Raw genomic sequence first — 21,251 nt, forward strand, 5'->3', positions numbered from 1 at the left:
CTAAAAAAATTAGGAGGAAAAGCGTGCGTTCAAAAAAAGGCAAAAGACTTGATTGGCCTGTATTTATAGTAAGTGGCGGTTTTTTAATTCTTTTCATCATTTTATCTTTTATGAATAGCGATATGGTTGGTAGCGCTATCACAACCTTGTTTGACTATTCAGCTGATTGGTTTGGTGCTTATTGGCAATTATTGTTACTGGGAAATTTTTTCATTGGAATAGGTTTGGCAATATCGAAGTATGGAAAAGTTAAATTAGGAAAACAGGATAAACCGAAGTATAGTTATTTCCGATGGGTGGCCATGATATTGGTGACACTGCTTGCAAGTGGTGGTGTATTCTGGGCAGCGTCTGAACCAATGTATCATTATATGGATACTCCGCCTTTGCATGGCGGTGGCGAGTTTAATGATGTTTTTGGTGCCATGGCACATTCATTTATGCACTGGGGATTTCTGGCATGGGCCATCCTGGGAACGTTGGCATCCATTGTTATGATGTATGTGCATTATCATAAAGGACTGCCTCTCCGTCCGAGAGGATTATTGTATCCGATATTCGGTGAGAAAATATATCATAAGAGTATTATTGGATCATCTGCAGATATATTTTCCATTATTGCAACAGTTGCCGGCACGCTGGGACCATTAGGATTTCTTGGACTGCAAATATCCTATGGGCTCAATCACCTGTTCGATGTGCCCAATACGTTGACAGTATCCATTACCGTAGTGATTATACTTGCAACTATTGCAGCTATTTCAGCAGCAACAGGAGTGGATAGAGGTATTTTGACATTGAGCCGGTATAATGTTGCCTTTACCATCTTTCTTGCATTTGTCATTTTGATCATTGGCCCAACATTGTTCATAATAGATGCTTTTGTCGGCGGTATGGGTTCACACCTGCAGAACTTCTTCTCCATGACATTATTCCGGGGGGACAGTGCATGGTTAGGGGCTTGGACTATATTCTTCTGGGGCTGGTTTATCGGTTATGCACCTATGCTGATTGTTTTTATCAGCCGAATCTCCAGGGGAAGAACAATTAGAGAACTAATTATTGCAGTATCGATTAGTGCGCCACTGGTGAATAATTTCTGGTTCTCTGTAATAGGCGGGTCAGGTATTTTCTATGAAATGGAATCACCGGGTTCTGTTTCCGGCCCTCTAGGTGAAGCAGGAATGCCGGCAGCTGTAATGGCCATTACCGATCAATTACCACTGGGTGTCTGGATGGGGCTTGGCTTTTTACTTGTATCGGTCATTTTTGTTGCGACCACCGTCGATACGATGTCCTACACGGTTGCTGCAACATTAACAGGGACTGATAGCCCGAAGAGATGGCTGCGTGTATTCTGGGCGATGATATTCGGTCTGACGACAATTATGATTTTATCCATTGGAGAAGACAGTATCACGTCGATCCAAAATTCGATAGTCATCACTGCCGTTCCTGTATCATTACTGCTATTACCGCCTTTATGGAATGCGCCGAGAATAGCAAGGAAAATGGCGCTGGAACAAGGACTCATTTGGCAGCGTGAGATGAGAAAAAAGGTAAATAAATATTAGAAGAAGAGTGCATTTCCCGCAAGTTGGGGAACTGCACTCTTTTTGCTTCATACAGTTTAGAGGATGTGTTAATGTTATCTTTTAAATAATGCTCTCATTCCGAGGTACAGGGTGGCAAGTGCAAATATGATGATGGCAAGTCCGCCGAGGATGGAAAAGAAATTAGCGATCTCAGGAGATATAACGGTTGAAATTGGCAGGTTGGCAAGCCCAAACGCAGCAAGTATACAAGTTAAATAGAGTAAGGCTAACTGCTGCATATTTTTACCCTCCTTTCCGTATAACCTATGAAACAGAAAGGAAGGATGATTGTACTTCTGTTTGATGACAGGGGCAGGGTATCATCAACGTTATAATTGGTAAGAATGCAAGCTTAGTAACATTGGAAAGATTGGATTCTGTTCAAGTCCAGACCGTAGTACACCCATCTGTTGCCCAGCCATCTGTATCCTGCAATAGAGGTTCTTCCCACAAAGGTTGGGTAAAACCAGAAAGCATCCCTTGTTGCCCAAATGTAAGTGAAGCGGTATAAACATCCACGTATTCCTCCAGGATCTACAGCAAAGGTTTGAAATTGGGACTGCTGTGGTTCAAAAGGCGGTGGCGGTGTATTGGGAGGTCCGGCTCCCTGCTGTGATGGTGGGATTTCTGGTGGCTGTCCTCCCGGTTGTCCCGGGGGAGCCCACGGTTGCCAAGGGAACTGACTACCCGGATAGCCTGGGAATTGTCCGCTTTGCCACGGAAACTGGTACCCGCCAGGACCAAAAAGTTGCCCCATTAAATATCCAGGTAAATTAAATTGTCTCTCCTCATTTAAAGGTAGTTGGTAGTAATGCATGTTTTATCCTCCTATATTTGTTTTCATTTTATTATATGGGTGTTTGTTCCGTATGGGGATTGATTTGAAGAGAATGGGCGGTTACCCAGGATGGATAAAATGCATATGCTTTTACAATTAAATCAAACGATTGATTAAATTGTTATTGAAATGGAAAGTCGGTAAAAGAGAGGAGAGGGAAGATGGGACAAAAGCAAATAACTCAAAAGAAAGGCGAGTTTAGGAGACAACAATCGCTCATGTCTTGAAAATGGATACGGTGTTAACGGATATTTTTAAAACAAAATGAAAAAGTAGAGGGAAACAAACAAAAAAACGCCCGATCCCTTGCAGGACGGGCGTTTCAATATATGGAGCATAGCGGGCTCGAACCGCTGACCTCTTGTCTGCCAGAGATAGACATGGGATTTTTTCGTTTATGTCATGATGTGGTAAACCTTGCTGTATAGCCTTTTGTGCAAGTTTCTTTTTGGTGTATCGTTTAAATTTTACTTGAAAATGATTGAAAGTGTCATCAAGGTGTCATCAAGTGTCATCAAGAAAAAACACCATAAAAATATGATGTTTGGGTTTTGTGAGGTGGGAAAGTTTATATATAATCCTCATCCAACATATCCGCTATCTTTTGGTCCGCTTCTTCCAGGTGATGGCCATAGATATTAATGGTTGTGCTTATGTTTGCGTGGCCCAGGCGTTTAGAAATTGCATTTGGATGTGCATTTTTATTAATTAGATCAGTGGCAGCGGTGTGCCTTAGATCATGAAACCGAATCTTTTTAAGCGTTGGCTGGTCATTCTTTTCTGCTTCTTTATTCACACGATCCAGGAACCTTCTCCACCATCTATTAGGTGAATCCTGATGTAATGGTTTACCGAATAAAGTTAGTGTGTCATCTTTGCTTTTTCCCGGTGTAGAAAAGACTAAATTTCCGAAAGTGCCATCCCATAACTCGGCAGTAGCTGCCTTTTCTTCCCTCTTATGATGAATATGTTTCTGCAATTCCTTCATTAGCTTTTTAGGTGGTGCTACTTTACGATTAGAGTTCGTTGTCTTGGTATCCTTTATTTGGTACCCATTTTCTTTTGTGTAACTTAACGAATGGCGCACATGGATCGTATTGCTAGCAAAGTCCACATCTTCCCATTTTAGAGCCAGCAATTCCCCTTTACGCATTCCAGTTTTAAGTGCCAGTTTAACCATGAGTACCATTTGTTTGTTTTCTTCCTTATTCAGCAGCAGAAATAACCGTTTTAATTCTTGTGAATCATAAACGTTTGTTTCTTTATGTTCTCTTTTTGGACGGTCAACGCCATCCATTGGGTTTTGACTTATCAATTTTAGTTTTAAAGCCAAATTGAAAATGTTGTTTAATAAATTATAGTGCTTCAACCGGGTATTAGACGAAAGTCCTTCCTCTTCTAACCCTTCCATGTAGTCATTCAAACGAATAAGGGTTATGTTTTCTAATCTGATATTGCCAAAGGCAGGGATCATCCTACTATCCAGCAGATAGGTATACAATTCCATTGTCTTTGGTGCAAGCTGCTTTTTGGCTCTTTTTTTCCATAGCTCCACAAACACATGAAACTTTGTATTAGACGGGGAAATGTATTCCTTTCTTTCTACCTCAGCAATAAATAAGGCAAGTTTCTTCCTGGCATCCGCTGGGCTTTTTGCAGTTACTGTTTTAGTTTTGCGGATCCGCTTCCCTTTTCCATCGAAACCGGCGCTAACAGTCAAATAGTACTTTCCATTTCCTCTATCCTGTATGGACCCGGCCATGTTATTCACTCCTTTTGTTTATAACCTCTTCTTTTATGAAGTCCATCAATTTTTCCTTTTCTTCATTAGAAAATTTTGTACCGTACCAAGAGATTGGGTAACCAATAGATAACGCTGCATCAAGGGGGATGTGTTGGTTTTCTAATATATAAGTAAGAAATGTAACATAGTCCTTATTAATCGGTTTTTTTGCCCAGCTTTCACTTTTGTATGATTCAGAAGCTAAAGCCAAGGTACCAATATATCCAGCCTTTTGGAGTAAATCCAAGTAGTCAACATCCAGCCCGTTAGATATTTTTTTTATCAACTCAGGCTTAGGAACATTTCTTTTCCCACTTTCAATTTGTGAAATATAAGCTTGGGAAATCCCGGTTCTTCTTTCCAATTCCCGCATAGTCAAGCCTTTTTCCGTTCTCTTTTCTTTTATGAATTCACCAAAAGTCACGCTCTTCACCTTCTTTTCTGTTTGGTATTTAGGTATAGTTTACAACAATTGATAACAAATGTAAAAATAATATTGCAAAAGATATATTTGTATGGTATTCTTTTGATAACAAAAGATATACAGGGAGGTGAGATTGTGAAAATGAAACTGGTCAATCCTGAGAAAACAAGGATCCAAATAGCTGAAAGAGGAATGAGTTTACGCTCTTTTTCTAAACAAATAGGCGTTTCGCAACCTTATTTATCTCAAATATTGAAAGGGGACCGTTATCCTTCTCCAAATGTAGCTGTTAAAATTGCCAAAGGGCTCGAGATGGATGTTAAAGATATTTTTTTTATCAATTTTGATAACAAAAGATATAAAAATGGAAGGGAGGTCAGCCGGCTTTGACCAATTCACAGAAAGGAGGGATCCAGGTGATAGTTAAAAATAACACTGCTACTAAAAAAATAGAGATCACAGCCAGCTATGAAGAAGTGGCCAAAATGGTTACAGCTTTAGAGGAACATAACGTCAAAAGACAGGATGAAGAACTGGCCAAAATTGCCTACAATCTAATGAATCCGAACGGAGGTAAATAAAATGGAAATGTTTAAACCGAAGTTGGTACCGATTAAACGCAGCACTTTAACTGTAGAGGAAACAGCAGAGTATATCGGGGTGTCAGTAGATATGATCTACAAGATGACCAGGGAGAAAGCAATCCCTCACTTTAGAGCGGGTAGGAGAATCCTGTTTAAAAAATACGCTATTGATCAATGGATAGAGAAGCAAATGCAAGAGAGCATGGAATATGAGTATTAAAAAAGGCTTAGATGTTAGAGCATCTAAACCACATAAGACAAGCCCGGCCTATTCCGGAGCCTACGGATCTTTTGGCCGGTAGCTTGTATCTATTATACCAACAATATAGCGAAAATAAAACACGATTTAAATATATGTTTAGCTTGAATGGCGGGTGAGGTGATATGCGGGGGTGGATCAGTCTGCATCGCAAATTAATGACCAGTGATATTTTTCAGAATGAAAAGCTGCTAAAAGTATTTATTTACTGCTTACTAAAAGCTTCTCATACAGAACATTCCCAGAAAGTTGGGAGGCAAACTATAGAGTTAAAGCCTGGTCAATTCATATTCGGGAGAAAAAAAGCAGCCATGGAATTGAGTATGAAAGAATCGACAGTTAGAGACTACATGAACCTTTTAAAGAGTGATGAAACTATAGACATCAAAGCCACCAACAAATTTAGTGTTGTAACCATTGTTAATTGGGATTTTTATCAAGACAAAGAAGAAAAAACCGACAGCAAAGACGACAGCAAAAGGACAGCAGAAGGACAGCAAAAAGACACAAACAATAATGGTAATAATGCTGATAATGGTAATAAAGATAATACATTACGTTCCAAATTAAAATTTGAAACCCATCATTTGCAATTGGCCAAATTGTTATTTAAAAAAATCCAAGAAAACAATCCAAATGCAAAAGAGCCAAATATAAATTCATGGGCGAACACCTTTCGATTGATGATGGATCGTGACGAAAGGAAAGGCAAAGAGATACAGGACGTGATTCTCTGGAGCCAGGAACACCATTTCTGGTATAAGAATATCCTTAGCGCGGACAAGCTGCGGAAACAATATGACAGGTTATTACTGGGAATGAATGATGATCGAAAACCTAATTCCAAAAAAGGAAAAGATAAGTTAATTGCAACAGAAAAGCCGAAACATGTAGAGGATCCAGTTTTCACGGAGGATAAGCAAAAAGAGTTGGATAAAATGCTAAGTGAACTCTATGAGGAGGGATGAAAATGGCAGTTCGCAAAAACGGGCAAGAACTAGATTTAACTATTCCTCAAAAAAAGGCAGCAAAGAAAACGTGGCCAGTATTAGAAGATCTCGATTTAAATGATTATGATGTACGGACCTTTGAAGTTCATTGCATTAGATGCAACGGAAAAGCCTACACTACCGCATATAAAATTCATGCAGAGAATGAATGGAAAGGTTATGAAAAAGAATCCGTGTGCGGTGATTGTCAAGTCCGTGAAGAAATGAAAGTTAATAATAAATGGTATAGAAAAGAATTAAATGAAAGACTTAGCTCGAGATGGTGGTTCCCACCAAAGGGCTTGGAAGACGCTACGTTGAAAGGCTTTAAACAAACCAACACAGTAACAAGCGATGCATTATATGCGTGTACCCAGTATGTTAAGGGGTTAGTAAGCGGAGAAAAAGACAAACAGCACAATTTGTTGCTTATTGGAACCGTAGGTGCCGGGAAAAGCCACCTTTCGTTCGGGATGGCTCAATATTTAAGGTCCAAGGAAATAGGTTCTGTAGGCTTCACAACTACCGGAAAAATACTGGCTTTAATTAAGGAAACTTATGACCGGGGTGCTACCCGGACAGAAAATGAAATTCTAAATGATATTGAAAAGCTGGATTGCCTGGTTATTGATGACCTGGGTGCTGAAGCAGGTAATACAAACGAATTCAGTTGGGCAAGATCAAAGCTATTTGAAATAGTGAATAGCCGGGCCGGAAGACCGACAGTGTACACCACCAACTACGACGATATAACACTGCCAAAAGTTGTAGGTGAAAGGGTGGCCAGTCGGCTTCAGGATAACACAAAGTATATAAATATCTTCACAGAAGATTACCGGAAAAACTTGCAAATAAATTAAATATAGGAGCGTGTTAAAAATGAACGTAATCGAGATTGAAAAGGATAACTATTTGTTCTCGGTGGATCAGGATCCCGAAAAGAAAATTGCCTGTATTTTTAAATGGACCAATGGCGAATTACGGTTAGTACAGTTTGCAAGACTCGTATTAGATAACCATTTGAAAGAGCAGCTGCATCTTATTGCAGATAAGTTTTTAGAGAATAAGGGCCAATTGGATCATGATGGATATTCAGTAGACGATATTCTCCGAAATGGAAGGATGAAGTTTCTAACAGGGAACTCATAGGCGTTTAAAGGGGGCGTGTTTCACGACTCCCCCCATTGATAACAGATATAAGGAAAGGAGCTGCCGAATGAATAAATACAATGTATATCTTAGAGCCTGCCAAAACTCAATTAAAAGTCTTGTTAAAAATGAAAACGATAAGGATCTCATTAAGAAGAATGTATTTTACGGTGTGAATATTGTTGGCATGCTGCCGGATTCTAAAACCTATGATGAGGCTGTCAATAATTTTGAGTTCGCCAGTGCAATTAAGCAAATAGCAGGACAGCTTACACCTAAAGAATTCATGAATGTATTTCCGATAGATAAGGACTTTAAAGGACACAAGTACGACATGAAGGATTATTTTTACACCAGGGATTACGTCAAGACGCTTGACCAGGACAAGCCCATCGGCGAGGAAATAATAGAATTCTTTTGGGAGTATCAGAATAAGGACACTGGGCGTTTTACAATTAAAACCATGGGGCTTATGAGCGACATAAACCATTTTGAGGGTAAACCTTACCCGTTTGAGGAATGGGCAGATATGCACGGGATAGAAACGTATACGATGCATACAGACAATCAAGGCAAACAATTTTTAATGGACAAGCAAGGAAGAACACAAAAAGTATTGAAGCCAAGGCCTAAGCATTTAAAGCTAGTTTAGTAGATAGGAACGGTACAGAATTTTGGGATAGTTCAATAAGCGCATTCATTCCAAGAGAACAGTATAAGGATCCATTCCAGGAAGTTGAAGACAAAATAGATGCCGAATTGGAGATGAGAAAACGTGCTTAATCTTGAAGAAATAGAGGGCAAGGGGCTATCACCTTATGAAACAATGAATTCAGTTGTCGAAGCTATGCAATTGCACATGATTAAAGGCAGACTTAGCAAGTTATTAATTGATGATGACAAGATGGATGAATTATTTAATACACTGCTTCCCTCCCACGAGCAGAAAACAAAAGCAATAGAGTTGTTAACCGTCTTATCCAAAAGAGAGAGGCAATGTTATCTAATGCACACTATTGAGAACATGAGCATGGGGAAGATCGCTAAAGAATTAAATATTGCAAAAGGAACAGTAGATCAATATATTTCCAGGGCAAAAGATAAAATAGAAAACCAAACGGGAGGGAGGTGAGCGAAAAGAAAGAATAACCATTTAAGGAATGACTACTAAAGAAGTTACTGAAGCGGTTGGTAAGACAAGCAAAAGGTCGAGGGAAATTGTAATTATCTAGGGGGCTAAACTTATGACAATTGCTAGTGATGTTTCGGTCGATCGTGAACGCCTTGAAAAGTTTATCGATACCAGCAGAATGTCGGATGAAGAAATAAAGCAGTTTATTAAATACCTTGAGACCAATTGGAATGGTGGAGAATTCTAAGGCTTTCCAAAACGAACACCGTGTGAGGTGATTTGATGCAGCGTGATAACCGGGGGCGTTTCCTACCAGGTAATCAAATGGCAAAGGGTAACAAAGGAAACACAAAGCCTAAAACGGGAAACAGGAATGCAGTAAAACATGGGTTCTTTGAAAAGCTGCCTGTTACCAAGTTAAGGGATGATGGAACTTTATATATTAGCAACGGCGTAAGCGCCTTTACCATAAAAGAAGAAGGGTTTTATATTGACGATGGGCTCATATGGATCAGAGACGACATTGCAGCAGTTTTAGAACAGAACGGATATAGTTTGTATAGCTGAAAGATGCAACCTTTGCTTAAAGGAACCAAGAAAAAGGTTGCATGGGGGCATTTTGGTTTAAGGGTCATTCCGGTTTGTTTATGCAGTATTTTATGCATTTTTTCCTTACTGCCTTTTGTGGCAGGAGTGTACAAAACGTTGGTATATCAGCAATGTATAAAAAAGTGTATATAAATATTTTCACTTAAAAATAGGAATGTTGATTCATCAAGGTTTGTGGTAATAATCTAGTTAACATAATCTATATTTTGGGAATCAAAACACGTATATTTATACATCGTGCATACAATCTATGGAAATAATAACAAAGGGGGATAAACATGGCTCCAAAAGTACCAAAAGGGAGATTTCCTACGGCCGCAGCCGTTCAGTATCGCCGAAAACTTGTAGAAATGATTGACCAGGACAGAAAGAAGCTCTGGGATACCTGGAATAATCAGATAAGACCATTAATCCATGAGTACCGGCGGAGAATGGACAGTGTGTTCATTACGGATAACAACGAACTAGAGGAAATAGAGGAATTATTGGAGCTGGCAAGAAGGTGGTCAGCTGAGTTCGTCTTTACTGATTCTGCCATAAAACGGATAGCAAACCAATTTGTCGAACTTGTAAACATCACAAATAGAAGTCAGTTTCAAGAGCAAGTTAAGTCTGTAACCGGAATAGATCCCATCGAAAGAGAGCCCTGGTTAAAAGCATTCATGGCTTCGGCGGTAAAGGAAAATGTTGATTATATTAAGTCGATTGAAAAAGAGTTACACGACAAAGTTCAAACGGTTATTATCCAAGGAGTAAGGCGCGGTAAGTCTATTAATGAAATGGGTAAGGAAATTAGAAAGGTTTCCGATGTGAGTAAAGCAAGGGCAAAGTTCATTGCCAGAGACCAGGCAGGCAGTATTCATGGCGACATGACCAAAACTCGCCATGAACAAATGGGACTGAAAAAGTTCGTTTGGTCTACCAGCGACGACGAAAAAGTCAGAGACTCCCATGCTGAATTAGATGGAAAAACGTTTACTTGGAAAGATGGTGCTAACGGTCTATACCCTGCCATTGATTATGGGTGTAGGTGTTCAGCAGAACCGGATGAGGACGAGTTATTCAATGTTTAAAAGATGGTTATCGTCTATATCAGACAAGGAAATTGTTGGACCATAGAAATCAATAAGTATTCAGGGGAGCAGCAAAGGCGATATGACAGTTAGGAGGACAGTCGTATGGTTTATAATCTTATCCCTGAATATAAAGAAGGATTGAAGGATTTGAAAAGGCGGTATGAAAATATGGACGTAGATGATCCAGATCGTAAAAGCATTAGCAGAATGATTGGTGATATGGAATATGCTATCAAATGGATGAAAACAGGCAGAAGACCAGGGAACTTACGAGGCATAGAGAGAAGGTCCGTTTACCAAAGAACCTCCTTGATTGACATGGAACTCATGCCCAGTTTGGATATAGAACCGGAACAAAGAGAATTAACCGAAGATGAAAAGCGGGCAATAACGGACATCCTTATTGATCTATCACACCAAGAAAGGCAATGTTTTCTTCTCCATATGGCGCAGGGGTGGAGTATGCAAGAGATTGCCGAAGAATTAAAAGTATCGAAATCAGCAGTACAGATATATATTAGGCGTGCAAAAGAGAAAATTAAAGCAAAACTTGAAGGGGGGTGAGGACATGAGTTTTAAAAGCAATGGATCCAATGCATCAAACCATATGGATTATTTATTAAAAGCAAAAAGGGTTTTATCTGGTGAACCTGCTAAATTAGCACGTGACATGAAAGAAAAGAAAAACCAACGTTTGAACATGAAACAAGATTATGCACATTCCCGGATTGAAGAGGATGAAATAGAGAAATTCAATGCTTTATTTGAGGAAAGAAAAGATTCCGGCGATGCAGCGAATAAAGAGTTTACTCAGGATGTTGAGGAATTGAAAAGAAAACGGATGAACCTAAGGGGGTAATAAGATTATGGAGAAACCGAAAAAGATTATAGAAATAGAGGATTTCATCTTAAAAAACAAACCAAAAATTATGGAGTATGAAGATCGTGTTCATTTCTCCAAGATGAAACGCCCACAAATTAAATTCGAGGGTGGCAAGAAGGAAGTTGAGAAGATAGATCAAGAAATCCAGTCGGCAGAAAATGACTTGAAAGAACTTGAAGAAAATTTACAAGGTGCATATGAATCTTTAAAATCTGAAATTGTAAAATGGGAAGACCAGGAGCTTGAAAAACTCGACATAGAGGCTCGCGACTTGGAAAAGGAGATTGCTCAAATTGAAAAGAAAACATCAGAGTATAAAGAAAAACTGAAACAATTGCATGGCGGAAGGGACGTCCATCTTATGTTTGCTGGTGGCGGGGGTAAGGATTGGAGTCTTGGGCAAAGGCTTAATTCAATAAATGGAAACCGATCCTCAAGAATAGATGACATAAAACGGAGAATTAGAAATCAAATAAGGGTAGATATATAGGAAGGAGAGACAGTTAATATGTTAGTTCATAATAAAGGGGACTACATTCGGACCGCAGGAGAGGTTACATTGGTTCCGGGGATTAACGATATAGATCATAGGGATTTTAATGATTTTAGTAGCCACCCTATCATGAAAAAGATTGTTGATTCCGGGGAAATCGTTGCACTCGATAAGACAACTAAGGATTTAAGCACACCTAAGGCAATTGAACTCATTGAAGATACATTCTCTATGCCGCTTTTAAAAGAATTTAAGAAAAACGAGACCCGCAAAACTGTCCTTGAAGTGATTGATAAGAAACTAAGAGAATTTGAATAATGTGCCTAGCAATTATCCTATGAAGGGGGGTGATGAAATATGTCTTTAAGAGATATGAATATAGATATAGGTTTTAAGGTTAAAGACGGTCCACTTAAGCGTGCCGATCAAGCCGCTGATGACTTTAAAGATAACGTGGAGGATGGTGCTACTTCACTCGATAATCTAGGGAGTCAGGCGGGGATAGCAGGCGATACCATGCGTGATGAATTCGATGAGTCAGCAGGATCATTGGATAGTTTAGGTTACCATGCGGAAGATGCCGGTGACATGATAACGGACGCAAGTGAAGATGCAGCCGATTCTATGCAGGACCTGGGCTACCAGGGCGAGGATGCGGGAGACATGATAACCGATTCTAGCGGCGATGCCTCTGATAGTCTGGACGATCTTGGCGACACCGCAGGAGATGCAAGCAATGTAATCACCGTTGAATTCGGAAACGCGGCCGATTCTGTTAATAATCTTGGTTCCCATGCCGGAGAAGCAGGAGAACTAATATCCGATTCCAGTTCATATGCAGCTGACAGCATTAATGATATTGGAACCGCAGCCGGTGACGCGGGAAGTTCTGTTTCTTCAGCTGGTTCCGAAGCATCTAGCAGTTTGAGCGACATTCGAGACTCGGCTGATGGTTCCGGCGAGGGCTTCAGGTTAATGGGAATTAAAGCAGAGACTTGGATAAAAGGCGTGGCTGTAGGGGCTGTTCTGGCATTAGGAGGAGCATTCACAACGGCAGCTGCTGATGCAACTTCCAGCATGGCCGAAATTGAAAACAGCATGTATGTGTTCCAAGCTGAAACAGGCAATTCTATAGAAGTTGCTGAAGAATTCGGCGGGGTATTGCAGGATCTCCATTCTAATAACACAGATAGCTATGATGAGCTTGCCGGTGCGGCCACAATGGTAAGCCAGCGATTTGATGTAGAGGGAGAAGCGCTCCAAAACCTAACACAGGATTACCTTGATTACACGAAAGTCACAGGGCAGAGCGAGGATGCAATAGAAGGACTTTCTAGGATCCAAAAGCAATATGGCATTGAGACTGATGGAGCTAGTGGAATGCTGGACAAATTCCTATCGGTCGCTCAACAAACTGGCGCACCTGTGGAAGGTCTACAACGAAACATTGAGCAATTTGGGCCTGTTTTGCAGCAAGCAGGTTTTTCGCTAGACGAAACGCTTGGATTAATGGGTATGTTTGAAGAATCGGGAGTTGATTCTCAACGCGCGTTGCGCGGAATGCGGACGGCCATGAACCAGGTGGAGAGTCCCGAAGAGCTAAAAGGTGTCGTCATTGACATGATGGATATGACTGATGAGACAGAACGCGGTGATGCGGCCATGGAATTGTTTGGTACAACCTCGGGAGAAATGGCCAGAGCATTAGGGGAAGGTCGAGAGGCTTTTGATGACATGCTCGGAACGGTATCGGGGTCCGAAGGTGTTGTCTCGGATGCATCGAATGCTTTCGATCAACAATTAGGCGAACGCTTTACTTTGCTTATGCGTGATGTTATAGATCCGTTCCGTGAAGCTGTGGGACCAAAGTTTACAGAATCCCTGAACAGTACAATGGACTGGATAGAAGGAAACATGCCGCAGATTCAATCTACAATGGAACCAATATTCAAAGGTATAGGCACAACTATCGGATTCTTGATAGACAACCTACACATTCTAGGTCCGGCAATTGGAGCAGCGTTTATAACTGTTGGTGTACCTGCTACAATAACGCTCACTAAAACAATGCTTGCCCTGGGGGCATCAATGTTAGGTGTTACATGGCCTATTTTGGGTATTGCCGCAGCTATCGGCGTCGTTGTTGGTGCGTTCATTTGGGCTTGGAACAACTGGGATCAAATCACTGAATGGTTCGGTTTGTCTGTGGACTGGCTCGGAGAAAAATTCAGTTTAGGACTTCAGTTTATACGTGGCTTTTTCGTTGATTCCTTCACTTTTATGCGTGATTTCGGCATAAGTTTATGGACCGGATTTTCTGAAGGCGTCCTTGGAATCTGGGATGGATTTACTACTGGAATATCCGATTTCGTAACATCCCTGGGTGACGGAATAACGGACGGATTTAATTCTATTCTCGATTTCGGGGTCGGAATGTGGGAAGGTTTCAGTGACGGAATACTTGGAATCTGGGATGGTTTAGTTGGCGGAATCAAGGGATTTGTAAACAATATTATTAGCGCCGTGAACAGCATGATAAGCGGCATTAATAGTGTGCAGATTGATATCCCCGGCTGGGTAAGCAAGATACCCGGCGTACCCGACATGGAATCTATCGGATTCAACATTCCTGAAATACCTCATTTGGCCGATGGTGGTATGGTAACCGACGCCACATTAAGCGTAATTGGAGAAGGGGCAGACAATGAAGCTGTAATCCCATTAAACAGGAGGATATTCCGTTTATTGGGCAGCGGAATAGCCGATGCGCTTGGATTTGGAAACCTGTACCCAGACAAACCGGAAGACGTACCGGATCCCGGAAGTATAATCATCATTGATGAGCCTGATGACGATGACGATCCGGAAGGTGACGGTCCATATCATGAGTATAATGATTATGACGAGCATTACACTTCCTATGACAGCGATATTGATTTCACCTATAGCCCTCACATTGTAGTTAATGTGGAAGGTGGCGGTAGTAGAGGTGATGGTGACAGGATCGCTCGTAAAGTTCGTGAAGAATTGGAAAACCATTATGGAAGTATGCAACGCCGGTTCATATCAAAGCAGGAGGGATAAAAGGTATGTAAGCATTCTGCTTGATTAAAAACGTGAGAGTATATAACTGTTACTGATCATGTTAATATAAAAATAGAGATAAATATTACCCATTGCATTTTCAAATTCTTTTCCGATTTGCGTATCAACTCCCTCGGTTATTGAATTTACATGCGAGCCGTAGGTTGTTGCTATTGAAAAGTTCCGTATTTACTTTTATTGCCCAGGTATAAAACCTGGGTTTTTTTATGTGTATTATGAGCGGGGTGTGAGTTGCAACCCTAATAGTATGCAACTTTAAAGTTCAGCCGCATCCAAAGACGGACGGGGCGAATCGACGAAGAGGATGCCTAGGCAATCTACCCAGTCATAGGGTGGGGAAAATATTAGAGCAATAGTTTAACAAGAGTTGTACAATTCAAACAAGAATATAGATGGCCTTCTTTTAATGGGTAGGGGGTTAATGAATGAAAAAAATAATTTGATTTCTTTATTGTTTCCTTGTTTGGCTGCGCCGATTATTAGACTATAAAGACCTGATTCGTTAACAAATTTCTTTTGTTGATATCTTCCTAATCTGTCTGTGACCTCGTGGACGGCTAGGTCATCTTCTTCGACATGATTTTTATAGGTTGTAATCTACGAATATCGTAGATTGGATTTCTCCGGAATTAATGAACGGAAATAAATAAACAGTGGCTCAGGCACATGAGAAGACACAAAAAAAGACCTCGCACAATATGGAGGTGGCAGAGATCTTTTTTCCATATAAGGAAAGCAGCAAAAACAAAATCGATAATAAAGAATAATTATATTATAACTTTAACAAATTATTTTTGCAAATAATGATAAGAATAAGTTATCTGATGGATGGTAAGTACTCGGACATACCGGACACCATAAAAAGGGGTTTCCGGCTTTTTCGGCTGCCCTAAAAAGGGAAAGGATAACCGGAGTTTCCGGTGTCCCTAAAAAGGGCAATGCGGATGAACAGGCTTAAAAATCTGCGAGGTGTGTCGTTTTTTAATCCTTGTTAGGGTTATTGATCCCGAAACACATAAAACTGCTGTACAGGCTTCTAAATGGATTACGTGAGGTTTTGCTTTTTGGACGCAGAAAAAGAGGATATATCCAAAAATGGAGACATCCTAAAAACAGGAATCCGAGAAATCCGAGTCCTTAAAAAAGAGAGTTTTCCGACGCGGTAAAAAAGGGTTTATACAGAGAATGATAAATCCTAAACGACTTCAAACAGGAGCATATATTCTAGTTTTAAAAAGTGTCATCAAGGTGTCATCAAAAATGGCTTATTTATAATTACTTTAAATAACAAAAAACGCCCGATCCCTTGCAGGACGGGCGTTTCAATATATGGAGCATAGCGGGCTCGAACCGCTGACCTCTTGTCTGCCAGACAAACGCTCTCCCAGCTGAGCTAATGCCCCGTTACAAATAGAAATTATATAATGAAACCTAAAATATTTCAAGCCCTTTAGAATATGTGGGAAAATTTTGTTTATAGTCTGGTATTAAGATCAGGTTATTCAAATTTTCATTATTTACAGACAAGTGACTTTGCGTTATATTATATGAATAAAGCGTATCGAAACAGTTTAAAAGCAAAAGGAGTTATAAGTTATGAGTGAATTGGAAAAGGATGTCTATTTATCCAGAATAGCAAATAGGGAAGCGCTGATTGGAGTAGGACTGGCAGTTTTTAACTTCATTTGGTGGTATGCATTTGCATATGGATTGGGCAGCAGTGATCCTGCAGACTATTCCTATGTATTCGGCTTACCCGCCTGGTTCTTTTACAGCTGTGTGCTTGGGTTTATAGTGGTTTCCATATTGGTTATTTTTGTAGTAAAAAAATACTTTGTAGAAATACCGCTTGATGAGGAGAAGGAAAACAAATGAATTGGCAAGCAATTTTACCGTTGGCTATCATACTGATTATAATCTTTGGAGTGGGAATCTGGGCGAGCAGATATGTGAGAGGGTCATCTTCCTTTCTACAGGATTACTTTCTGGGCGGCAGAAGTATGGGCGGATTTCTGCTTGCAATGACGATGACCGCGACATACGGAAGTGCAAGCAGCTTCATCGGCGGTCCAGGGACAGCTTACACTGAAGGATTGGGCTGGGTACTTTTGGCAATGTCCCAGGTAGTGACGGGCTATTTTGTATTAATGGTGCTGGGCAAGAAATTTGCCGTGGTAACCAGAAGGTATAAAGCTGTTACTATGGTGGATTTTCTAAAAAGCAGGTACGAGTCTAAATGGGTGGTGCTGTTTTCAGCTTTAAGTATTATAATTTTTCTATTCTCGGCCATGGCTGCCCAATGGATTGGTGGAGCCCGTTTACTGGAGTCATTAATAGGTATTGATTACACGGCTGCCTTGATTTTATTTGCATTATCCGTACTAATCTACGTTACGATTGGCGGATTTCGGGCAGTAGCTTTAACTGATGCTGTACAGGGAACCATTATGTTTTTTGGTACATTGGTATTGCTTATTGCCGTTATTATTGCCGGTGGCGGTGTCCCTGCAATTATTTCAGATTTACATACAGAAAATCCCAACTTAATTACACCTTATGGGGCGGAAGGTACGTTAAACCCGGCATTCGTATCGTCTTTTTGGATTCTTGTCGGTGTAGGAGTAGTGGCGCTGCCGCAAGTTACAGTCCGGGCGATGGCGTATAAAGACACCCGTTCCATGCACCGTGCGATTATCATCGGAACTATTGTCGTTGGTTTTATTATGCTGAATATGCACTTGATAGGTGTATTTGCCAGACCGATTTTACCTGGAATTGAAATTGGGGATCAGGTCATGCCGTTGATCGCACTAGAGGTGATGCCAGCATGGCTCGCGGGTGTGGTACTGGCTGCGCCAATGGCAGCAATCATTTCGACAGTGGATTCTCTGCTACTGCTGGTCAGCTCCACCATCGTCAAGGATGTTTACTTGAATTATGTCAGGCCGGATGCACCGCATAATAGGGTAAAATGGCTCAGCATTGGTGTCACAGCTATACTGGGAATTATCGTATTTTTCATGGCATTAAACCCACCTGATTTAATAATTTGGCTGAACCTGTTTGCCTTTGGCGGACTGGAAGCGGCATTTATCTGGCCCATCATTCTCGGGTTGTATTGGAGTAAAGGGAATAAATACGGTGCACTTGCTTCCATGGTAGTAGGGGTGGGGCTTTATATCCTGTCTGATTCGTTCTTCCCGCAGCCACTGGGATTGCATTCTGTTGTGCTGCCGGTAGTGTTTTCCTTTTTTGCTTATGTTTTTGTAAGTCTTGGTACACAAAAGAAGGCCGCAGGGATATAAAACATGATGAGAAGACCGTGAGCGGAATAAACCAGAAATAAATAACCGATGAAAAAGAAAAACTTTTTTCATCGGTTATTTCATTATACGATCAAGTTGGCGTGCTCAGGTATATATGATATGAAACGTTATTTGTTGTATCCATACATCAGGTTTGCTCTCTCTGATGCATTGTGAGGCTATATCTGTTTCATTATTGTATCTGATTCGTCTTCTCAGGTACATAGAGCCTTGTAAACCCCGTCAGTCATGTATTAGAGGTTTCATTTCAAGTACACGGAGCGGTACAAATCGCGTTCGTCGTGTATGATAGACTACCACTCAAGTACATGACGCGCTGCAAATTGTGTCCGTCATGTATTATAGGCCACTACTCAAGTACATGACGCGCTGCAAATTGTGTCCGTCATGTATTATAGGCCACTACTCAAGTACATGGAGCGGTACAAATCTCGTCCGTCGTGTATGATAGAGCACTACTCAAGTACACGGAGCGGTACAAATGGCGTCCGTCGTGTATGATAGAGCACTACTCAAGTACACGGAGCAGTACAAATCTCGTCCGTCGTGTATGATAGAGCACTACTCAAGTACACGGAGCGGTACAAATCGCGTTCGTCGTGTATGATAGACTACCACTCAAGTACATGACGCGCTGCAAATTGTGTCCGTCATGTATTATAGGCCACTACTCAAGTACATGGAACGCCGCAAATAACGACCGTCGTGTATGACAGACCGCCCCTCAAGTACATGGAACTCCGCAAATCGCGTCCGTCGTGTATGATAGACTACCACTCAAGTACATGACGCGCTGCAAATCATGTCAGTCTTGTATCATAGACGCCCTCTCAGATACATGCAGCCCTGAGAGTCCCGCCAGCCCTGTATCAGAGAGCCGCCCGCTCATTAGTTAAGGCGAGAGATTACTCAACATATGGATTTTTTCAGTAAATAATATTCTACATGCAAATGCCTGTTCTTCATAAACCAATCCCCGAGCTTCAATTAGCCTTATCCGAATTTATAGTTTTACATCCTTCCGGGCAAATTCCACAAAGTAATCCAATGCTTTTTCATTGCTCAGTGACCCCTTATTCACTACCTCTTCCACTGGTTTACCCATGAGGATCTTTTTCACCGGAATTTCCAATTTTTTGCCGTTCAACGTTTTTGGTAAATCATTTACTTCAAATACACCCGTTGGCACATGCCTTGGTGAGCAATGGGTGCGTATTTGCATTTTAATAGCCTGTTTAATATCGTCGGTTAATTCATACCCATCTTTCATTTGTACGAAGAGTGGCGTTTCCGAATCTATCCCTTTTGGTATATCAACAATTAAACTATCGGCCACCTCTTTAACCTGATCTACTGCGCGATAAATTTCGCTTGTGCCGATACGGATGCCGCCTCGGTTAATCGTTGCATCGGAGCGGCCGTAGATTACACATGTATGTCTATCTGTGATCTTCAAATAATCACCATGGCACCATATTCCCGGGAATACATCAAAATAGCTTTCATGCAATCGGCTTCCGTCTGTGTCATTCCAAAAATATATCGGCATGGACGGGAACGGCTTTGTCAGTACCAGTTCACCAACTTCTTCAATTTGCGGATTTCCTTCGTCACTGAAACTTTCGATTTTAGCTCCCAGGCCGCGGCATTGCAGCTCTCCGGCATATACAGGCAAAATCGGTGCGCCGAGAATAAAGGCGGTGCATACATCTGTCCCTCCGCTTGCTGAAGCAATCCATAAATCCTTTTTCACATTCTCATAACACCAATTAAAACCTTCCGGGGGTAATGGTGAACCCGTGGAACTGATGCTTTTCAGATGGCTTAAATCAAATTCTTCTCCCGGCTTCAAATGTTCATCCTTCATGCATGCTGTAATATAGCTGGCACTTGTGCCGAATACAGTCATTTTTGTTTCTTCCGCAAATTTCCAGAGCATTTTTTTATCCGGGTATGCCGGGTTGCCATCGTATAAAATGACCGTGCTGCCTGTCAGCAATCCGCCGACAAGGAAATTCCACATCATCCACCCTGTGGTTGTAAACCAGAAGAAGCGGTCATTTTCGGTTAAATCTGAATGAAAAGTCAGTGTTTTTAAATGTTCGAGTAAAATGCCGCCCTGGCTTTGTACAATTGGCTTTGGTTTTCCGGTGGTGCCGGAAGAGAATAGCACCCAAAGCGGATCGTTAAACGGGACATGTTCGTAAGTAAGTGTGTGCGATAATTTATTTTCTACTGCATCCTTCCACACAATTGGATTTATAAGACCTGTAAAATCAGCGTTTTGATTAAGATACGGCACAGCAATCGTTGCTTCTAGTGTTGGCAGTTCATCCTGAATTTCTTTAACGGTCTTCATACGGTCAAAATTTCTTCCGCCATAGCGATACCCATCTACCGCGATCATTACCTTGGGCTCAATTTGTTTAAACCGGTCAATGACACTCTGAGTTCCAAAATCAGGTGATGCACTGGACCAGATTGCCCCCAGACTTGCGCTGGCGAGAAAGGCAACGATAGTTTCATAGATATTTGATACATAGGCAACTACGCGATCTCCTTTTTGGACACCAAGGTCCTGCAGTGTCTTTTGCATCGCAGCGGTTTGCTTATACAGTTCATCCCAGGTGATCTCCGAAGTTTCACGTAATTCAGATGCATGAATGATGGCCGGTTTGTTTGCTTTTCTATTTCTGAAAATATGTTCGGTGTAATTAATTTCCGCTCCTTCAAACCATTTGGCACCGGGCATTTCATGGGTGGACAATACAGAAGTATAAGATTTTTTTGATTGGATATTAAAGTACTCCCATTGGGATTCCCAAAAGGCTTCCATCTCATTTACAGACCATTTCCAAAGCGAATGATAATCTTCAAAATGTAAGTTCTTATGTGTTTGGAGCCAGTTCATATATGTTTGTAAGTTTGCCTGCTTTTTCCATTTTTCATCAGGCTCCCACAGCAGCGTACCTTCTTTAATTTGACTCATTCCGTCCCTCCTGTACT

General features: G+C 41.1%; 25 protein-coding genes and 1 tRNA gene. 20 read left to right on the forward strand and 6 right to left on the reverse strand.

Annotated features, from left to right (window positions below; translation table 11 throughout):
• The first annotated feature begins 23 nt into the window (after positions 1-23).
• Positions 24-1,574 carry a BCCT family transporter gene (locus tag ACZ42C_RS17115; RefSeq protein ID WP_461181866.1) on the forward strand — a complete coding sequence of 517 codons (1,551 nt, stop codon included), beginning with the start codon at positions 24-26 and terminating at the stop codon, positions 1,572-1,574.
• Positions 1,575-1,648: 74 nt separating this feature from the next.
• On the opposite strand, the gene ACZ42C_RS17120 is transcribed toward ACZ42C_RS17115, so the two are convergent.
• Both ACZ42C_RS17120 and ACZ42C_RS17125 read right to left on the reverse strand, forming a co-directional pair.
• A complete protein-coding gene (locus tag ACZ42C_RS17120) occupies positions 1,649-1,834 on the reverse strand; it encodes a hypothetical protein (RefSeq protein ID WP_461181865.1) in 186 nt (61 codons plus the stop codon).
• A gap of 142 nt (positions 1,835-1,976) precedes the next feature.
• The gene (locus ACZ42C_RS17125; protein ID WP_464891295.1) at positions 1,977-2,114 is read right to left on the reverse strand and encodes a hypothetical protein; all 138 of its coding nucleotides are present in this window, start codon (positions 2,112-2,114) and stop codon (positions 1,977-1,979) included.
• Between the two features lie 93 nt (positions 2,115-2,207).
• Here ACZ42C_RS17125 and ACZ42C_RS17130 point away from each other — a divergent pair, with 93 nt between their 5' ends.
• Positions 2,208-2,372 carry a hypothetical protein gene (locus ACZ42C_RS17130; RefSeq protein ID WP_464891296.1) on the forward strand — a complete coding sequence of 55 codons (165 nt, stop codon included), beginning with the start codon at positions 2,208-2,210 and terminating at the stop codon, positions 2,370-2,372.
• A 629-nt stretch (positions 2,373-3,001) separates the two neighbouring features.
• On the opposite strand, the gene ACZ42C_RS17135 is transcribed toward ACZ42C_RS17130, so the two are convergent.
• Positions 3,002-4,195 (reverse strand): tyrosine-type recombinase/integrase, encoded by a 1,194-nt coding sequence (locus tag ACZ42C_RS17135; RefSeq protein WP_461181863.1) that lies wholly within the window; start codon positions 4,193-4,195, stop codon positions 3,002-3,004.
• 1 nt (position 4,196) lies between these two features.
• Positions 4,197-4,640: a helix-turn-helix domain-containing protein gene (locus tag ACZ42C_RS17140; protein WP_461181862.1), complete on the reverse strand. Its 444-nt coding sequence runs from the start codon at positions 4,638-4,640 to the stop codon at positions 4,197-4,199.
• Between the two features lie 141 nt (positions 4,641-4,781).
• On the opposite strand from ACZ42C_RS17140, the gene ACZ42C_RS17145 reads away from it, so the two are divergent.
• From ACZ42C_RS17145 to ACZ42C_RS17220, 16 genes are all read left to right on the forward strand, one after another.
• Positions 4,782-5,030: a helix-turn-helix domain-containing protein gene (locus ACZ42C_RS17145; protein ID WP_461181903.1), complete on the forward strand. Its 249-nt coding sequence runs from the start codon at positions 4,782-4,784 to the stop codon at positions 5,028-5,030.
• 26 nt (positions 5,031-5,056) lie between these two features.
• A complete protein-coding gene (locus ACZ42C_RS17150; RefSeq protein WP_461181861.1) occupies positions 5,057-5,221 on the forward strand; it encodes a hypothetical protein in 165 nt (54 codons plus the stop codon).
• A 1-nt stretch (position 5,222) separates the two neighbouring features.
• Complete coding sequence (locus tag ACZ42C_RS17155) at positions 5,223-5,444, forward strand: helix-turn-helix domain-containing protein (RefSeq protein ID WP_461181860.1); 222 nt, start codon at positions 5,223-5,225, stop codon at positions 5,442-5,444.
• Between the two features lie 356 nt (positions 5,445-5,800).
• Entirely contained in the window at positions 5,801-6,451 is a 651-nt protein-coding gene (locus ACZ42C_RS17160) for a hypothetical protein (RefSeq protein WP_461181859.1), read from the forward strand.
• Positions 6,452-6,453: 2 nt separating this feature from the next.
• Positions 6,454-7,332: an ATP-binding protein gene (locus ACZ42C_RS17165; RefSeq protein WP_461181858.1), complete on the forward strand. Its 879-nt coding sequence runs from the start codon at positions 6,454-6,456 to the stop codon at positions 7,330-7,332.
• A 19-nt stretch (positions 7,333-7,351) separates the two neighbouring features.
• On the forward strand, positions 7,352-7,621 hold the full coding sequence (locus tag ACZ42C_RS17170; protein WP_461181857.1) for a hypothetical protein: 270 nt from the start codon (positions 7,352-7,354) through the stop codon (positions 7,619-7,621).
• 67 nt (positions 7,622-7,688) lie between these two features.
• Entirely contained in the window at positions 7,689-8,273 is a 585-nt protein-coding gene (locus ACZ42C_RS17175; RefSeq protein WP_461181856.1) for a hypothetical protein, read from the forward strand.
• Between the two features lie 123 nt (positions 8,274-8,396).
• Positions 8,397-8,753, forward strand: coding sequence for a sigma factor-like helix-turn-helix DNA-binding protein (locus ACZ42C_RS17180; protein ID WP_461181855.1), 357 nt, complete (start codon positions 8,397-8,399; stop codon positions 8,751-8,753).
• A 112-nt stretch (positions 8,754-8,865) separates the two neighbouring features.
• On the forward strand, positions 8,866-9,000 hold the full coding sequence (locus ACZ42C_RS17185) for a hypothetical protein (protein ID WP_461181854.1): 135 nt from the start codon (positions 8,866-8,868) through the stop codon (positions 8,998-9,000).
• 35 nt (positions 9,001-9,035) lie between these two features.
• On the forward strand, positions 9,036-9,320 hold the full coding sequence (locus ACZ42C_RS17190; RefSeq protein WP_461181853.1) for a hypothetical protein: 285 nt from the start codon (positions 9,036-9,038) through the stop codon (positions 9,318-9,320).
• 320 nt (positions 9,321-9,640) lie between these two features.
• Positions 9,641-10,435 (forward strand): phage head morphogenesis protein, encoded by a 795-nt coding sequence (locus ACZ42C_RS17195; RefSeq protein WP_461181852.1) that lies wholly within the window; start codon positions 9,641-9,643, stop codon positions 10,433-10,435.
• Positions 10,436-10,540: 105 nt separating this feature from the next.
• Entirely contained in the window at positions 10,541-11,002 is a 462-nt protein-coding gene (locus tag ACZ42C_RS17200; protein WP_461181851.1) for a sigma-70 family RNA polymerase sigma factor, read from the forward strand.
• Positions 11,003-11,006: 4 nt separating this feature from the next.
• Entirely contained in the window at positions 11,007-11,297 is a 291-nt protein-coding gene (locus ACZ42C_RS17205) for a hypothetical protein (RefSeq protein ID WP_461181850.1), read from the forward strand.
• A gap of 7 nt (positions 11,298-11,304) precedes the next feature.
• Positions 11,305-11,811, forward strand: a complete 507-nt coding sequence (locus ACZ42C_RS17210) for a hypothetical protein (protein ID WP_461181849.1) — start codon at positions 11,305-11,307, stop codon at positions 11,809-11,811.
• 18 nt (positions 11,812-11,829) lie between these two features.
• Positions 11,830-12,132 carry a hypothetical protein gene (locus ACZ42C_RS17215; RefSeq protein WP_461181848.1) on the forward strand — a complete coding sequence of 101 codons (303 nt, stop codon included), beginning with the start codon at positions 11,830-11,832 and terminating at the stop codon, positions 12,130-12,132.
• Positions 12,133-12,171: 39 nt separating this feature from the next.
• A complete protein-coding gene (locus ACZ42C_RS17220) occupies positions 12,172-14,898 on the forward strand; it encodes a phage tail tape measure protein (RefSeq protein ID WP_461181847.1) in 2,727 nt (908 codons plus the stop codon).
• Positions 14,899-16,249: 1,351 nt separating this feature from the next.
• Here the strand turns inward: ACZ42C_RS17220 and ACZ42C_RS17225 are convergent.
• Positions 16,250-16,322, reverse strand: a tRNA-Ala gene (locus ACZ42C_RS17225).
• A gap of 193 nt (positions 16,323-16,515) precedes the next feature.
• Between ACZ42C_RS17225 and ACZ42C_RS17230 the strand changes: the two genes are divergently transcribed.
• Together ACZ42C_RS17230 and panF are read left to right on the forward strand one after the other, a co-directional pair.
• Positions 16,516-16,794 carry a YhdT family protein gene (locus tag ACZ42C_RS17230; RefSeq protein ID WP_461181846.1) on the forward strand — a complete coding sequence of 93 codons (279 nt, stop codon included), beginning with the start codon at positions 16,516-16,518 and terminating at the stop codon, positions 16,792-16,794.
• On the forward strand, positions 16,791-18,224 hold the full coding sequence (panF, locus tag ACZ42C_RS17235) for a sodium/pantothenate symporter (RefSeq protein ID WP_461181845.1): 1,434 nt from the start codon (positions 16,791-16,793) through the stop codon (positions 18,222-18,224). Before ACZ42C_RS17230 ends, panF begins: the two co-directional genes overlap by 4 nt.
• A gap of 1,024 nt (positions 18,225-19,248) precedes the next feature.
• On the opposite strand, the gene ACZ42C_RS17240 is transcribed toward panF, so the two are convergent.
• Complete coding sequence (locus ACZ42C_RS17240; RefSeq protein ID WP_461181844.1) at positions 19,249-21,234, reverse strand: acetoacetate--CoA ligase; 1,986 nt, start codon at positions 21,232-21,234, stop codon at positions 19,249-19,251.
• Positions 21,235-21,251: the final 17 nt, after the last annotated feature.

The sequence above is a fragment of the Virgibacillus kimchii genome (genome assembly GCF_055379185.1).

What these genes read in the sequence shown, in the direction of transcription:
- ACZ42C_RS17120 (WP_461181865.1), bottom strand. Translation starts at nt 1,834, where the DNA reads ATGCAGCAGTTAGCCTTACTCTATTTAACTTGTATACTTGCTGCGTTT.
- ACZ42C_RS17135 (WP_461181863.1), bottom strand. Translation starts at nt 4,195, where the DNA reads ATGGCCGGGTCCATACAGGATAGAGGAAATGGAAAGTACTATTTGACT.
- ACZ42C_RS17145 (WP_461181903.1), top strand. Translation starts at nt 4,782, where the DNA reads ATGAAACTGGTCAATCCTGAGAAAACAAGGATCCAAATAGCTGAAAGA.
- ACZ42C_RS17155 (WP_461181860.1), top strand. Translation starts at nt 5,223, where the DNA reads ATGGAAATGTTTAAACCGAAGTTGGTACCGATTAAACGCAGCACTTTA.
- ACZ42C_RS17165 (WP_461181858.1), top strand. Translation starts at nt 6,454, where the DNA reads ATGGCAGTTCGCAAAAACGGGCAAGAACTAGATTTAACTATTCCTCAA.
- ACZ42C_RS17170 (WP_461181857.1), top strand. Translation starts at nt 7,352, where the DNA reads ATGAACGTAATCGAGATTGAAAAGGATAACTATTTGTTCTCGGTGGAT.
- ACZ42C_RS17175 (WP_461181856.1), top strand. Translation starts at nt 7,689, where the DNA reads ATGAATAAATACAATGTATATCTTAGAGCCTGCCAAAACTCAATTAAA.
- ACZ42C_RS17185 (WP_461181854.1), top strand. Translation starts at nt 8,866, where the DNA reads ATGACAATTGCTAGTGATGTTTCGGTCGATCGTGAACGCCTTGAAAAG.
- ACZ42C_RS17190 (WP_461181853.1), top strand. Translation starts at nt 9,036, where the DNA reads ATGCAGCGTGATAACCGGGGGCGTTTCCTACCAGGTAATCAAATGGCA.
- ACZ42C_RS17195 (WP_461181852.1), top strand. Translation starts at nt 9,641, where the DNA reads ATGGCTCCAAAAGTACCAAAAGGGAGATTTCCTACGGCCGCAGCCGTT.
- ACZ42C_RS17200 (WP_461181851.1), top strand. Translation starts at nt 10,541, where the DNA reads ATGGTTTATAATCTTATCCCTGAATATAAAGAAGGATTGAAGGATTTG.
- ACZ42C_RS17205 (WP_461181850.1), top strand. Translation starts at nt 11,007, where the DNA reads ATGAGTTTTAAAAGCAATGGATCCAATGCATCAAACCATATGGATTAT.
- ACZ42C_RS17210 (WP_461181849.1), top strand. Translation starts at nt 11,305, where the DNA reads ATGGAGAAACCGAAAAAGATTATAGAAATAGAGGATTTCATCTTAAAA.
- ACZ42C_RS17215 (WP_461181848.1), top strand. Translation starts at nt 11,830, where the DNA reads ATGTTAGTTCATAATAAAGGGGACTACATTCGGACCGCAGGAGAGGTT.
- ACZ42C_RS17220 (WP_461181847.1), top strand. Translation starts at nt 12,172, where the DNA reads ATGTCTTTAAGAGATATGAATATAGATATAGGTTTTAAGGTTAAAGAC.
- ACZ42C_RS17230 (WP_461181846.1), top strand. Translation starts at nt 16,516, where the DNA reads ATGAGTGAATTGGAAAAGGATGTCTATTTATCCAGAATAGCAAATAGG.
- panF (WP_461181845.1), top strand. Translation starts at nt 16,791, where the DNA reads ATGAATTGGCAAGCAATTTTACCGTTGGCTATCATACTGATTATAATC.
- ACZ42C_RS17240 (WP_461181844.1), bottom strand. Translation starts at nt 21,234, where the DNA reads ATGAGTCAAATTAAAGAAGGTACGCTGCTGTGGGAGCCTGATGAAAAA.